Genomic DNA, 14464 nt, shown 5'->3' with positions numbered 1-14464 from the left:
TGCCACCGTCACTCGCCAGCCATTTCGGTTGCCAGCGACGGTACGTTTTCGGGCTCACGACTCACGGCACGGATTTTCCTGAACAGCAGGAAAGTGAAAATGATAACCAGACAGACCGCGGTCAGGCCCATTAGCCACATATTACGATAGGCCTCGGCGGCGGGCAGGGTATCCTGCCAATGACCGACGATAGGGTAAACAAAGACGTCCGGCAGGAAGCCGACCACCGAGCAAATCCCGACGGTAGTGCCCATAATGAAGGTCGGCGTTTTGGCTTCTCCCGGGCAGGCGAAATAGAGTCCACGCGAGGCGTAACAGGTAAAGGCCAGCAGCAAAATAAGGCCAATGCCGACTGCCACCGACTGCGGATGGGTGTTGGTTGCCAGCAATGCCATCAGCGTCAGGGCGCTAACAACTGACAGGATCTGGATAACGCGCGTCGGTGATTTCACCCGGCTGTAGGTGGTGATAATCCCGCCCAATGGGCCGCAAAATGCGCGGAAGATTTTATTGATGACGATCCCCATATAGCTCGCCGCTACCAGCGTCATGCCGTACATTTCGGTCAGGTAGTTGGTGGAGTAACTGAGGATCGCGTAGATGGTATAAACGCCGAAGATTATCATGCTGCAATACCAGGTAGTGCTGATGCGCAGCACGGAAAGGATATCGCTGAGCTGGAAGGCTTTTTTCTGCGTTTCTGTTGCAGAAACGCCCTTTTCCGCGCCGTCAGTGACGAAGAACCAGCACAGGATCCCCAGCAGAATATAGACCACGCTGTAAATCAGAATCACCGTCTTCAGGCTGTTCGGGTCGTCCGCCGCAAAGCGAGAAAAGGCCCACATCGTGAACACTGCCAGCGACATCACGCCGACGCCGCGCAGGCCTTCCATCCAGCCCATTATCTTGCCTTGTTCACTGCTGTCACCGAGCATCGATGCGGCTTTGATCGACACCGACCACAGCATCAAAATGGTGGTAATGGCGAACGCCACCTGTATCAGCAGCATCATCCACAGCGGCGGGTAGGTCGCCATCACCAGGCCAAGCAGGCCGGTGATAATCATCGCTGAGGTAATCATTTTTCGGTGTGAAAATTTATCGGCAATAATCCCGCTTGGAGCATAAAGAATAATTGCGGTTATTCCGAAAGTGCTCATTATTAGCCCAATTTCTGTATTGCTAAATCCCATGAATTTTGCCATGGGTATTTGATAGATATAGCGTAAATAGGCCAGATCAAAACTCACGCCACCGCTAAAACTAATAATGGTAAGCGTTATCCAACGGCGCCAGGATGATTGTTGCATAGCACTCTCTCGTATGATTAAGGCTTGTTAGCGGGATGAAAAAAAGACAAAAAAAAGAGAAAAGTAAGCCGCCCTTTCAGGTGGATTACTTTTCTCATGGTCTCTAGTAATTGGCATAACAAATAACATGGACGCGCTGATACGAGTGTGAGAATAATCACGCTTCTCACTATTTATTATTTTATCAGGTGAATGCCATTCCTGTGATTTTCGTCACATTTGTACCGTAAGGGCTGTGCTAAAAATAATCTCCAGTTACCAGAGAATATGAGAAAGGTGACTTCCCTCCAGTCGGGGGGAAGTCACCTTTCTTTTTTTTTGCCTAAAGGATTGTGGAGCCAAATATGTCTATTGAGTCGCTTAACGCATTTTCCATGGATTTCTTCTCCCTGAAGGGAAAAACCGCTATCGTCACCGGCGGCAACAGCGGGCTGGGCCAGGCATTCGCCATGGCACTGGCAAAAGCTGGCGCAAATTTATTTATCCCAAGCTTCATTAAAGACAACGGCGAAACCCGCGAACTGATTGAACAGCAGGGCGTGCAGGTTGAGTTTATGCAGGTGGATATCACCGCTGAAGGCGCGCCGCGTAAGATTATCGCCGCCTGTTGCGAACGCTTTGGCACAGTGGACATTCTGGTGAACAATGCCGGGATCTGTAAGCTGAACAAAGTGCTGGATTTTGGCCGTGCCGACTGGGACCCGATGATCGACGTCAACCTGACGGCGGCGTTTGAATTAAGCCATGAAGCGGCAAAAATCATGATCCCGCAAAAGCACGGGAAAATTATTAATATCTGTTCATTATTTTCTTATTTGGGTGGTCAATGGTCACCTGCATATTCTGCAACCAAACATGCGCTGGCGGGCTTCACTAAAGCCTATTGCGATGAATTGGGTCAATACAATATTCAGGTGAACGGTATCGCGCCGGGTTATTACGCCACGGAAATAACGACCGCAACCCGCAGTAATCCCGAAACGAATCAGCGCGTATTAGATCATATTCCCGCCAATCGTTGGGGAGATACCCAGGATTTAATGGGAGCAATGGTTTATCTGTCCAGTCGCGCATCTGATTACGTCAATGGGCATTTATTAGTCGTCGATGGTGGATATCTGGTCCGCTAATTTATCAGCAAAGCTTAACGAAATTGTCCTGCTTAATGAGGTGGTTTCTGCTGTTTCTTTACGTTTAAATCAGAAAGGAAATGCTATGTCTTTATCCCGCGAAGCAATTGTTGAACAGGTCAAAGAGATCGTTGGCCCTGAGCGAGTGGTCACCGACGAGAACGTGCTGAAGAAAAACAGCGTCGATCGTTTCAGAAAATATGCCGATATTCACGATGTGTTCACGCTGCCCCTGCCTGCGGCGGTGGTCAAACTGGGTTCAACCCAGCAGGTGTCGCAGGTACTGTCGTTTATGAATCAGCACAAGATCAACGGCGTACCACGCACCGGCGCTTCCGCGACGGAAGGCGGACTGGAAACGGTGGTCAAAAATTCGCTGGTACTCGACGGTTCCGGGATGAACAAAATCATCGATATTGATATCGAAAACATGCAGGCCACCGCGCAGTGTGGCGTGCCGCTGGAGGTGCTGGAAAACGCCCTCCGCGCCAAAGGCTATACCACCGGTCACTCGCCGCAGTCCAAGCCGCTGGCGCAAATGGGCGGCCTGGTGGCGACCCGCAGTATCGGCCAGTTTTCCACGCTGTACGGAGCGATTGAAGACATGGTGGTCGGGCTCGAAGCCGTACTGCCGGATGGCACCATCACCCGTATCAAAAACGTGCCGCGCCGTGCAGCCGGGCCAGACATTCGTCATATCATCATCGGGAACGAAGGTGCACTGTGTTACATCACCGAAGTGACGGTGAAAATCTTCAAATTCACGCCAGAAAATAATCTGTTCTACGGCTACATACTTGATGAGATGAAAACCGGTTTTGAGATCCTCCGCGAAGTGATGGTGGAAGGATATCGTCCGTCGATTGCCCGCCTGTATGATGCCGAGGATGGTACCCAGCACTTCACCCATTTTGCCGAAGGCAAATGCGTGATGATCTTCATGGCCGAAGGTAACCCGCGTATGGCACGCGCTACCGGGGAAGGTATCGCCGAGATTGTGGCCCGCTATCCGCAGTGCACTCGCGTAGACAGCAAACTCATCGAAAACTGGTTCAATCACCTCAACTGGGGTCCGGAGAAAGTCGCCGCTGAACGTCTGCAGATCCTGAAAACCGGCAACATGGGCTTCACCACTGAAGTCTCCGGCGACTGGAGCAGCATCAACCAGATTTACGAGCGCGTTATCCAGCGTATCCGCAGCGAGTTCCCGCACGCGGATGACATCACCATGCTCGGTGGTCACTCGTCTCACAGCTACATCAACGGCACCAACATGTACTTCGTATACGACTACAACGTGGTGGACTGCAAGCCAGAAGACGAAATCGACAAGTACCACAACCCGCTAAACAAAATCATCTGTGAAGAGACCATCCGCCTCGGCGGTTCGATGGTGCATCACCACGGGATCGGTAAACACCGCGTGCACTGGAGTAAAGCGGAGCACGGCACCGCATGGACGCTGCTGGAAGGGCTGAAAAAACAGTTCGATCCGAACGGCATCATGAATACCGGAACTATCTACCCGATTGAAAAATAACGGTTATGACGGCTTCTCCTCCGGGGGAGCCGTTCTTTTCCTGAAGGGGAAGCCATGAGCGCGTCACCCGTACGTATGGACGATCTGCCGCTAACCCGCTTTCATTGGCGTATTGCCGGGCTGACTTTTGGGGCCCACCTGACCGACGGCTACGTGCTGGGCATCATCGGCTACGCGATTATCCCGCTTCAAACACAAATGAGTCTGACGCCGCTGCTGGAAGGGCTGATCGGCGGTTCTGCGCTGTTCGGGCTGTTTCTCGGTAGTCTGATCCTCGGCTGGGTTTCCGATCACATTGGCCGCCAGCGGATCTTCACTTTTAGCTTTTTGTTGATAACCCTCGCGTCTTTCCTCCAGTTTTTCGTGACCTCTCCGGAACAGCTGATTTTCCTGCGGGTGCTGATTGGCTTCGGCCTCGGCGGAGATTACTCCGTCGGCCACACCCTGCTGGCGGAATTCTCGCCGAAGCGTTATCGCGGCATGCTGCTCGGCGCATTCAGCGTGGTGTGGACCATTGGCTATGTGATGGCGAGCGTGGCTGGTCATGCGTGGATCCACAGCGAACCCGAAGCCTGGCGCTGGTTGTTGGCCTCTGCGGCGTTACCCGCGCTGGCGATAACCTTACTGCGCATGGGCACGCCGGAATCTCCACGTTGGCTAATGCGCCAGGGCAGAATCGGCGAAGCACATGCGATAGTGCGGCGTTTTCTGGGCGCGAACGTCCTGCCCGGAGATGAAATCGCTGGCGTCACCACTCGTCATATCAGCACGCTTTTTTCTGCGCGCTACTGGAGACGAACGGCATTTAACAGCCTGTTCTTCATCTGCCTGGTCGTGCCGTGGTTCGTGATTTACACCTGGCTACCGACTATCGCCCAGACTATCGGCCTGGAAGATGCGTTAACCGCGAGCCTGATCCTCAATAGCCTGCTGATTGTAGGCGCGCTGCTTGGCCTGGTCCTGACCTGGTTGTTATCCCGGCGCCAGTTTTTAATCAGCAGTTTCCTGCTGCTGGCGGCCACGTTGACGGCGCTGGCCTTCACTCCTGCCAGTAATACCACGCTGATTTTGTTGTTGTTTGTTCTGTTCAGCACCACGATTTCTGCGGCGAGTAACCTGGTGGGTATTTTGCCCGCCGAAAGTTTTCCGACCGACATCCGTTCGCTGGGCGTCGGGTTTGCCACGGCGATGAGTCGTCTGGGGGCGGCGATTGCGACCGGACTGTTGCCCATGGCGCTGCTTTCCTGGGGAATGCGCCACACGCTCCTTGTGCTGGTTGTCGTGCTGTTGGTGGGTTTTGTGGTTTCGCTACTGTGGGCGCCAGAAACCAAAAATCTCACGCTGGTGGAGGCGGCCGACCTGCCGTCAAAGCCTCAGGAAGCGGTGAATGAACATTCTGTTGGCGTTTAAAGCAGAGCCGGATTTGTCGATGCTGGCGGAAGCTGACTGGCAGGCGGCGGCCCGTGGCATCCTTGGGCCCGATCCGTCGCTGATGCGACTGATAATGGGCCCTGACGAACAGGGTGCGGCGGAATTAATGCTGCAGGCGCGGGATGTCAATCCAGCGCTGACGCTGAATGCCGTCACGCTCGGAGATGCACGCGCATTACCTGCGCTGCGCTATCTGGCGGCCCTTGGGTTTGTCCGACAAACGCTGCTGTGCAGTAAAGAGGATACGCGTTTTAATTCGGCGTTTGTTGCGGCGCAGCTGGCGATTTTGGTCAGAGAGCAAAACGCAAAACTGGTGCTGCTCGGCAGCCAAAGTAGTGAAGGGCAAAACGGGCAGACGGCGTGGCTGCTGGCGGAAATGCTTGACTGGCCGTGTATTTCGTCTGTGTGCGGGCTGAACGTCGACGGTGATGGTTGGGTGGTGGAAAGTGAAAACCTGCAGCAGCGCAGCCGATGGCGCGTTCAGCAGCCCGCGGTGCTGCGAGTCCAGAACCGCGGCCAGATGGCGTGCCGGGTGCCGGGGATGCGGGCGCGGCTGGCGGCGGCCAAAGCGGAAATTGAACAACGCCGATGCGAACCGGGAGTCGAGACGGCGCTTTCCTGTCTGGCGCTGGAATGTAATATTGTTCGTCGCAGCGGCATTATTATTGATGAGGCCACGCTGCAGACCGCCGTGCAGCGTTTGTGGCGTGAATACCTGGCAGAAAGGATGAAGCCATGAGTATCGCGATAGTGTTACTGACGCCAGAGGATGAAGGCGCGATGGCGAGTTTTTTGGCGCAAAACGCGCTGTCAGCGCAGGTTATCTGGCGGGTCATGGGGGCGACGATCACAGCTGAATCGCTGTTGCCTGCGCTGGTGTCTGTGTTTCACTCCGCACCTGTCGAAACCGTTATCTTCCCGGCTTCTGTTCAGGGCGACGAACTGGCCACCCGGCTGGCATGGCGCCTGTGTGGAAGCGCGGTGTGTCAGGCGATAAGTTGGGACGCTGCAACGCGCTGCGTTCAGAAGGCGGTGTACGGCAATGCGCTGACGGCAACTCTGCGCCCTGAAGGTATTCCGCTGTGCCTGTCGCTGTCACCGGTCCTTACGCGAGAAAACGCGATGCTGCCTGCACATCTTCCGATAAACGATATTCTTCCCGTCGCTGTTGAAGGCGGATTACCGCAGCCGGAAATTCTCAATAAACTGGCGCACCCGCTTCAGACCGCCAGCGTAGTGCTGGCGACCGGGCAGGGTGCCACGGGTGAGGCATGTGCAAAACTGGCCACCGCGCTCAACGCCGAGCCGGGTTTTACCCGTCAGCGGGTGATGGCAGGAGGCTGCGATGAACAACGGATGTTGGGCATTTCCGGGCAACGCGTTGCGCCCAATGTCTGCCTGATTGCCGGCGCGTCCGGCGCATCGGCGTTTATGGCGGGCGTGGCGCAAAGTCGGTTTATCGTGGCAATCAATACCGATGCCGCAGCGCCGGTTTTTTCCGCTGCGGATGTCGGGATTGTGGGGGATGCGCAGACCGTTTTGCTGGCGTTGGCGGAGTGCGTTAGCCAGGCTTAGTTCAAGGTTTTCGCCAGTTTCCACACCTCGGTATTGGTAGTGGAAAGCGCCAGTACGCCCGCGGCAATCGCGTTGCGGGCATCTTCTTCATCGCACACCAGACCCCCGGCAATCAGCGGCTGACGCACTTTTTCCGTAACCCAGTTCAGCACTTTCGGCATACAGCCGGGCAGAATTTCGATGCAGTCGGCATTCGACTGCGCTACCTGTTTATCAATGTTGTGGAATGAAATTGAATCGACGATAAACAGGCGATGAATGCAAAAGTAGCCTTCCGCGCGGGCCGCTTTCAGCATATTCGGCTTGGTGCTGATAATGCCGTCGGCCTGCGTCACCAGTTTCAGAAACTGAATGACCACTTCTTTATTCGACGCGCCTTCCAGTAAATCGACGTGGATAAACGCCATTTTCCCGGCCTGCTTTATCTTTTGTACGATGCCGGTGATGGTGCAGATGTTGCCGTAAAGCACGGAGATAAACTGACAGTCCGAGGCGATGGCCAGCTGCAGACTGGCGTTATCTTTGACCGCGGCGATTACCGGGTTTTGTCTCAGCAGGTGAAGTAGTGGCACGCAAATATCCTTAGATGAATTAGCCAAAACGCAGGGTAATGCCAGCGCCCGAAAGTGGGTAGCGCCACGATTGCAGAATGTTGCTGCCCGCGATAAGCCGACAGCAGCCACATTCCAGGCAGCCCTCAACATGCACTTTTACCCTGCCATTTGCGTCACGTTGAAACAACCCGGCAGGGCAAACTTTTTCCAGCAGCGCAGCCTGCTCATCGCTGAGCAATTGCCGGAGCTCAATGTGTGCGTCATCGGCAGGATGATAGCAATTCCGGGCGAGGCTTTCGTTTACAGACATCTCAGACTCCTCAGCATATCTGCGCTCAGGTGTGCATAACCGAAGCGTCGCCCATGACGCAGCAACATGCGCCACAGCGGAGGATTCACGCTGGCGTCCGCGCGGGTGAGATCGGTCATTACCGCATGAACGAATTCCGGCCATTGGTGATACCCACTTTCTCGCTGCAATAGCGCGGGAACGTCGCGATAGCGCTGAAGCAGCGGCCATAGTGCGTTACGCTGCAGCGCACGGTCGAACAACGTTTGCAGCGGTTTATCCGGCTGCTGAACATGTGCAATAAGCGCCTGGCTTGCAGCCGTCGCGCTAAGGATGGCGGTGTCCATCCCCCGGACCGTCACGCCGGTATTAATGCAGGTGCGCAGGGCATCTCCGACCAGCAGCCAGCCTTCTCCGGCCCGCTGCAACGGCACGCTGTTCAGACCGCCTTCCGGAACCAGATGCGCCGCGTACTCCAGCGTTTCAGCGCCACGAATCAGTGGGCGAATCGTCGGGTGCAGTTTCAGTTTCGCCAGTAGCGAAGAGGCTGCTCCCGGGCCGTTTTGCAGTGAGGCCAGCGGCGCGACGATACCCAACGACAGCGACTGTTGCTGGGTATAAAGGAATGCTCCGGCCGGTCTGGTGCCACAAATGTGCCCGCTGAACAGCCAGGCCGCGCCTTCGTCATCTTCAAGATGGAAGCGTTCCTGCAACCGCGATTTGTCGAGTGATAGCGTTTCTTTAATGCCCAGCGCCATGTTTTCCAGAGTCGGGCGCGGAGTGAGATTGTGCTGTTCAGCCAGTAAGCTATTGGCACCTTCGGCCAGCACCACCACTTTTGCCCGCAGCACTTCGCTCTCGCACCGCACGCCTCTGATGTGGCCCTTTTCGCGATGCAATGCGTCCACCGTGACACCGCAGAGCAGCTGCGCCCCCGCCGCTTCAGCCTGTGCCGCGAGCCACGGATCGAATCGTGCGCGTAATACGCTCCACGACGGGCTTGCCGGGTGTTGACTGCTTAAGGTGGTGCCGCTGGTGGCGGTCAGTAACGAAAAATGTTCGTGAGTGATGCGCCGCTCAAGTGGGGCCGAAAGATGAAAATCAGGAAGGATATCGGCAAGCGCATAGCTGTAGAGCCTGCCGCCAGAGAGGTTTTTGCTGCCGGGTTGTTCGCCGCGTTCGACAAGCAGAACCGACAATCCCGCACGCGCACAGAGCAGGGCGCAGGTCGAACCTGCTATCCCTGCGCCAATGATAATAAGATCAAAATCTTCCGCCACCCTGCGCTCCTTTTCCTGAGAACGCATAACCCTAACATGGCGGAATTAAACAGAATCAGACCCCTGCCGCAAAGGCAGAAATCACTCGCCGCGATAGACGCAGCCAGCAGTACAGGTTTCTTTGATGGTGATGGCGCTCAGCAGCGGAACGAGCGGCTTCATCTGATCCCAAATCCATTTGGCCAGCACTTCGCTGGTCGGGTTTTCGAGGCCCGGGATATCGTTCAGATAATAGTGATCGAGCCTGTCGTAAGTCGGTTTGAACGCCGCTTTCAGTTCGGCAAAATCCATGATCCAGCCCGTGTGCGGATCCACCTCGCCGGTAATTTCCAGACGGACCATAAAGGAGTGTCCGTGCAGGCGACCGCACTTGTGGCCTTCCGGCACATGCGGCAGGTGGTGAGCAGCTTCAAACATGAAATCTTTAAACAGGGTGGTGGACATTGTTAACTCTCGAAAATGCGGAAAAAACCGGCGAATCTTACAGCAAAGCGCCTTTTTTCGCATTAACTAAAACCGCCATTAACGGTGAGGGCGCAGGCGGGGGACGGATCTCGATGAAAAACACTTATAAATCATAATATTAATCAACCTGTTTTGCCGATAGGTATGACAACTAAAAGCGGTTAGTTCATTTGGTTATTTATTATTTCCAACCCTTATTTAGTTGTTATTATCGCCGCCGTTACCCTTGAGCCTGGTCCATTAGGCTATCTTGTTTGTCAGCCTGGCCCTGGGCAGTGCTCAAAATCCTCACGTACTACGTGTACGCTCCGGTTTTTCCGCGCTGTCCGTGTCCAGGCTGCCTGCACCGATAACGCCTAATCAACCAGTCTTATTCTCTGTTCTGTTTTTACGATGAAAACAACAGCTTTGCTACTGGAACATAACGACGCATGACGACACAGGCCCCACCTTCCGCTTTGCTTCCGCTGAACCCGGAGCAACTGGCACGCCTGCAGGCGGCCACCACCGATCTTTCACCGACCCAGCTTGCCTGGGTTTCTGGTTATTTCTGGGGCATGCTCAATCAGCAGCCGGGCAGCGTGATGACCGCCGCGCCTGCGGCCGTTGAAGCGCCAGCCATTACCGTGATTTCTGCATCGCAAACCGGCAACGCCAGGCGTGTGGCTGAACAGCTGCGTGACTCCCTGCTGGCGGCAAAACTGAACGTCAAACTGGTGAACGCGGGCGACTATAAATTCAAACAAATCGCCCAGGAAAAACTGCTGGTGGTGGTGACGTCCACGCAGGGTGAAGGCGAACCGCCGGAAGAGGCCGTGGCGCTGCACAAGTTCCTGTTCTCGAAAAAAGCGCCGAAGCTTAACGGCACTGCATTTGCAGTGTTTGGCCTCGGCGACACATCCTACGAATTCTTCTGCCAGTCGGGCAAAGACTTTGACAACAAGCTGGCCGAACTGGGTGGTGAACGCCTGCTGGATCGCGTCGATACCGACGTGGAATATCAGCCAGCGGCAGCAGAGTGGCGTGAACGCATCGTCGAGGTGCTGAAAGCTCGTGCGCCGAAAGAGACGCCAGCTCAGGCAGTCGCTTCGGCTACCGGCGTGGTGAATGACGTTCACTCCAGCCCATATACTAAAGAAGCGCCGCTGACCGCGTCTCTTGCCGTAAACCAGAAAATCACGGGTCGTGATTCTGAAAAAGACGTGCGCCATATCGAAATCGATCTGGCCGATTCCGGTCTGCGTTATCAGCCGGGTGATGCGCTCGGTGTCTGGTATCAGAACGATCCAGCGCTGGTGAAAGAGCTGGCAGAGCTGGTGTGGCTGAAAGGTGATGAGCCAGTGACCGTCAACGGCCAGACTTTGCCATTGAGCGAAGCGCTGGAATGGCACACTGAGCTGACGGTAAACACCGCCAATATCGTGGAAAATTACGCCACTCTGACCCGCAGCGAATCACTGCTGCCGCTGGTGGGCGACAAAGCCAAACTGCAGCACTACGCTGCGACCACGCCGATTGTTGATATGGTGCGTTTCTCGCCAGCCCAGCTGGACGCTGATGCCTTAATCGGTCTGCTGCGCCCGCTGACGCCACGTCTGTATTCTATTGCCTCGTCGCAGGCCGAAGTCGAAACCGAAGTCCACATTACCGTCGGTGCTGTGCGCTTTGATATCGAAGGCCGCGCGCGTACCGGCGGTGCATCCGGCTTCCTCGCCGACCGCGTAGAAGAAGACGGAGAAATCCGCGTCTTCATCGAGCATAACGACAACTTCCGACTGCCCGCGAACCCGGAAACGCCGGTTATCATGATTGGTCCTGGCACTGGCATCGCGCCGTTCCGCGCCTTCATGCAGCAGCGTGCGGCGGACGGTGCGGAAGGTAAAAACTGGCTGTTCTTCGGCAACCCACATTTCACCGACGACTTCCTGTATCAGGTGGAGTGGCAACGCTATGTTAAAGAAGGCGTCCTGACTAAAATCGACCTGGCCTGGTCCCGGGATCAAAAAGAAAAAGTCTACGTCCAGGACAAACTGCGCGAACAGGGCGCAGAGCTGTGGCGCTGGATCAATGACGGTGCCCACATTTATGTCTGCGGCGACGCTAATCGCATGGCGAAAGACGTTGAGCAGGCGTTGCTGGAAGTGATTGCCGAGTTCGGTGCGATGGATACCGAAACGGCAGATGAATATTTAAGTGAGCTGCGCGTTGAGCGCCGTTATCAGCGAGATGTCTACTAATGAGCGAAAAACATCCCGGCCCTTTAGTGGTCGAAGGTAAGCTGTCCGACGCCGAGCGTCTGAAGAAAGAGAGCAATTATCTGCGCGGCACCATCGCGGAAGATTTGCATGAAGGCCTGACGGGCGGCTTCAACGGCGATAACTTTCTGCTGATCCGCTTTCACGGCATGTATCAGCAGGATGACCGCGATATTCGTGCCGAACGCGCTGAGCAAAAACTCGAGCCACGCCATGCGATGATGCTGCGCTGCCGCCTGCCGGGTGGGATTATCACTACCAAACAGTGGCAGTCGATCGACACATTCGCCGAAAACAACACGATTTACGGCAGCATCCGTTTGACCAACCGCCAGACGTTCCAGTTTCACGGCATTCTGAAAAAGAACGTCAAACCGGCACACCAGATGCTGCACGAAGTGGGCTTAGATGCGCTGGCGACCGCCAACGACGTCAACCGTAACGTGCTGTGTACCTCAAACCCGATTGAGTCTGAGCTGCACGTGGAAGCGTACGAGTGGGCGAAAAAACTGTCAGAACACCTGCTGCCGCGTACCCGCGCCTATGCTGAAATCTGGCACGACCAGGAAAAAGTGGCGACCACTGACGAAGAGCCGATCCTCGGTGAAACGTATCTGCCGCGTAAATTCAAAACCACGGTGGTTATTCCGCCGCAGAATGACGTCGACCTGCACGCCAACGACCTGAACTTTGTCGCAGTGGCAGAAAACGGCAAACTGGTGGGCTTTAACCTGCTGGTGGGCGGTGGTTTGTCTATCGATCACGGTAACAAGAAAACCTACGCCCGCACAGCGAGCGAGTTTGGTTTCCTGCCGCTTGAGCACACGCTGGCGGTAGCCGAAGCGGTGGTGACAACGCAGCGCGACTGGGGTAACCGTACCGACAGGAAAAACGCCAAAACCAAATACACCCTGGAGCGCGTCGGCGTTGACGTGTTCAAAGCAGAAGTGGAACGTCGCGCGGGCATGACCTTCGCGCCGATTCGTCCGTACGAATTTACCGGCCGCGGCGACCGCATCGGTTGGGTAAAAGGCATCGACAAGAAATGGCACCTGACGCTGTTTATTGAGAATGGCCGTATTCTGGATTACCCGGACCGTCCGCTGAAAACGGGTCTGCTGGAAATTGCTAAGATCCATAAAGGCGATTTCCGTCTGACCGCCAACCAGAATCTGATTGTGGCGGGCGTACCGGAAAGCGAAAAAGCGAAGATTGAGAAACTCGCGCAGGAACATGGTTTGATGGACGCGGTGAAACCGCAGCGTGAAAACTCTATGGCCTGCGTGTCGTTCCCAACCTGTCCGCTGGCGATGGCCGAAGCCGAACGCTTCCTGCCGTCATTCGTCGACAAAGTGGAAGCGGTGATGGAACGTCACGGCGTAGGCGATGAGCATATCGTCCTGCGTGTCACTGGCTGCCCGAACGGCTGTGGCCGCGCGCTGCTGGCCGAGCTGGGTCTGGTGGGTAAAGCGCCAGGGCGCTACAACCTGCATCTTGGCGGCAACCGCATGGGAACGCGTATCCCACGGATGTATCGCGAGAACATCACCGAATCGGAAATCCTCGATTCGATTGATGAGCTGGTGGGGCGCTGGTCCAAAGAGCGTGAAGCCGATGAAGGCTTTGGTGATTTCACCGTGCGTGCAGGGATCATCCGCCCGGTGCTCGATCCGGCCCGGGATTTCTGGGAATAATGTTTTAATGCCCGGTGGCGCTATGCTTCCCGGGCCTACCGCTTTTGTAAGCCGGGCAAACGCAGTGCCGCCCGGCAAAACAGGCAAATGAGGTGTCTATGTCCATACTCGATCTGAATGCGCTAAACGCTCTGCCAAAAGTCGAGCGCGTGCTCGCGCTGGCGGAAACCAACAGTCAGCTGGAGAAACTGAGCGCGGAAGAGCGCGTGGCCTGGGCGCTGGAAAATCTGCCGGGTGAATATGTACTCTCGTCGAGCTTTGGTATCCAGGCGGCGGTAAGCCTTCATCTGGTGAATCAGCTGCGCCCGGACATCCCGGTTATCCTCACGGACACCGGTTATCTGTTCCCGGAAACCTACCAGTTTATCGATGAACTGACCGACAAGCTCAAACTCAACCTCAAGATTTACCGCGCCGAACAAAGCCCGGCGTGGCAGGAAGCGCGCTACGGCAAGCTGTGGGAACAGGGCGTTGAGGGCATCGAGAAATACAACGAAATCAATAAAGTCGAGCCGATGAACCGTGCTCTGGAAGAACTGAATGGTCAAACCTGGTTTGCAGGCCTGCGCCGGGAGCAGTCCGGCAGCCGGGCGAATTTACCGGTGCTGGCTATCCAGCGCGGCGTGTTTAAAATCCTGCCGATTATCGACTGGGATAACCGCACGGTTTACCAGTACCTGCAAAAACATGGCTTGAAATACCACCCGCTGTGGGACGAGGGTTACCTTTCCGTCGGCGATACCCACACCACCCGTAAATGGGAGCCGGGCATGGCAGAAGAAGAAACGCGCTTCTTTGGCCTGAAACGGGAATGTGGGCTGCACGAGGGGTAATAATTAAAATAAGGTGTTCCCCGCGTGAGCGGGGATAAACCGTCTTTGTTAGAGGGAAGGGTGGTTTAAACGTCTCTGCAGTAATGCGGAGAAGGTGATCTGTTCACG

The 14464-nt window shown here is 55.5% G+C and carries 13 protein-coding genes; 8 read left to right on the top strand and 5 right to left on the bottom strand.

The window, feature by feature from the left end; genetic code table 11:
* Positions 1-8: 8 nt before the first annotated feature.
* Positions 9-1310 carry an MFS transporter gene (locus MUU47_RS02870; protein ID WP_258986620.1) on the bottom strand — a complete coding sequence of 434 codons (1302 nt, stop codon included), beginning with the start codon at positions 1308-1310 and terminating at the stop codon, positions 9-11.
* Between the two features lie 344 nt (positions 1311-1654).
* Here MUU47_RS02870 and MUU47_RS02865 point away from each other — a divergent pair, with 344 nt between their 5' ends.
* The 5 genes from MUU47_RS02865 (at position 1655) to MUU47_RS02845 (ending at position 6986) form a co-directional block, all read left to right on the top strand.
* A complete protein-coding gene (locus MUU47_RS02865; protein ID WP_159758298.1) occupies positions 1655-2440 on the top strand; it encodes an SDR family oxidoreductase in 786 nt (261 codons plus the stop codon).
* 85 nt (positions 2441-2525) lie between these two features.
* Complete coding sequence (locus tag MUU47_RS02860; protein WP_258986619.1) at positions 2526-3980, top strand: FAD-binding oxidoreductase; 1455 nt, start codon at positions 2526-2528, stop codon at positions 3978-3980.
* Between the two features lie 54 nt (positions 3981-4034).
* On the top strand, positions 4035-5390 hold the full coding sequence (locus tag MUU47_RS02855; RefSeq protein ID WP_258986618.1) for an MFS transporter: 1356 nt from the start codon (positions 4035-4037) through the stop codon (positions 5388-5390).
* Positions 5368-6150, top strand: coding sequence for an adenine nucleotide alpha hydrolase family protein (locus MUU47_RS02850; protein ID WP_258986617.1), 783 nt, complete (start codon positions 5368-5370; stop codon positions 6148-6150). Before MUU47_RS02855 ends, MUU47_RS02850 begins: the two co-directional genes overlap by 23 nt.
* The gene (locus MUU47_RS02845; RefSeq protein ID WP_258986616.1) at positions 6147-6986 is read left to right on the top strand and encodes an FAD-binding protein; all 840 of its coding nucleotides are present in this window, start codon (positions 6147-6149) and stop codon (positions 6984-6986) included. The genes MUU47_RS02850 and MUU47_RS02845 overlap by 4 nt, the downstream gene beginning before the upstream one ends.
* On the opposite strand, the gene MUU47_RS02840 is transcribed toward MUU47_RS02845, so the two are convergent.
* The 4 genes from MUU47_RS02840 to queD form a co-directional block, all read right to left on the bottom strand.
* On the bottom strand, positions 6983-7558 hold the full coding sequence (locus tag MUU47_RS02840) for a glycerol-3-phosphate responsive antiterminator (RefSeq protein ID WP_258986614.1): 576 nt from the start codon (positions 7556-7558) through the stop codon (positions 6983-6985). The two genes, MUU47_RS02845 and MUU47_RS02840, sit on opposite strands and share 4 nt — an antisense overlap.
* A 19-nt stretch (positions 7559-7577) precedes the next feature.
* Entirely contained in the window at positions 7578-7850 is a 273-nt protein-coding gene (locus MUU47_RS02835; protein WP_258986612.1) for a ferredoxin family protein, read from the bottom strand.
* A complete protein-coding gene (locus MUU47_RS02830) occupies positions 7841-9109 on the bottom strand; it encodes an FAD-dependent oxidoreductase (protein ID WP_258986609.1) in 1269 nt (422 codons plus the stop codon). Before MUU47_RS02830 ends, MUU47_RS02835 begins: the two co-directional genes overlap by 10 nt.
* Before the next feature lie 81 nt (positions 9110-9190).
* Positions 9191-9553, bottom strand: coding sequence for a 6-carboxytetrahydropterin synthase QueD (gene queD, locus MUU47_RS02825; protein ID WP_110511417.1), 363 nt, complete (start codon positions 9551-9553; stop codon positions 9191-9193).
* 452 nt (positions 9554-10005) lie between these two features.
* Between queD and cysJ the strand changes: the two genes are divergently transcribed.
* The 3 genes from cysJ to cysH all read left to right on the top strand — a co-directional run bounded on the left by cysJ (position 10006) and on the right by cysH (position 14356).
* Complete coding sequence (cysJ, locus tag MUU47_RS02820) at positions 10006-11811, top strand: NADPH-dependent assimilatory sulfite reductase flavoprotein subunit (RefSeq protein WP_258986607.1); 1806 nt, start codon at positions 10006-10008, stop codon at positions 11809-11811.
* A complete protein-coding gene (gene cysI / locus MUU47_RS02815; RefSeq protein ID WP_258986604.1) occupies positions 11811-13523 on the top strand; it encodes an assimilatory sulfite reductase (NADPH) hemoprotein subunit in 1713 nt (570 codons plus the stop codon). Before cysJ ends, cysI begins: the two co-directional genes overlap by 1 nt.
* Positions 13524-13621: 98 nt before the next feature.
* Positions 13622-14356, top strand: coding sequence for a phosphoadenosine phosphosulfate reductase (gene cysH / locus MUU47_RS02810; RefSeq protein ID WP_258986602.1), 735 nt, complete (start codon positions 13622-13624; stop codon positions 14354-14356).
* Positions 14357-14464: the final 108 nt, after the last annotated feature.

Origin of the sequence: Scandinavium hiltneri, assembly GCF_024764835.1 — a bacterium.
Lineage (GTDB): Bacteria > Pseudomonadota > Gammaproteobacteria > Enterobacterales > Enterobacteriaceae > Scandinavium > Scandinavium hiltneri.
This window is presented reverse-complemented; position numbering and strand designations above follow the sequence as displayed.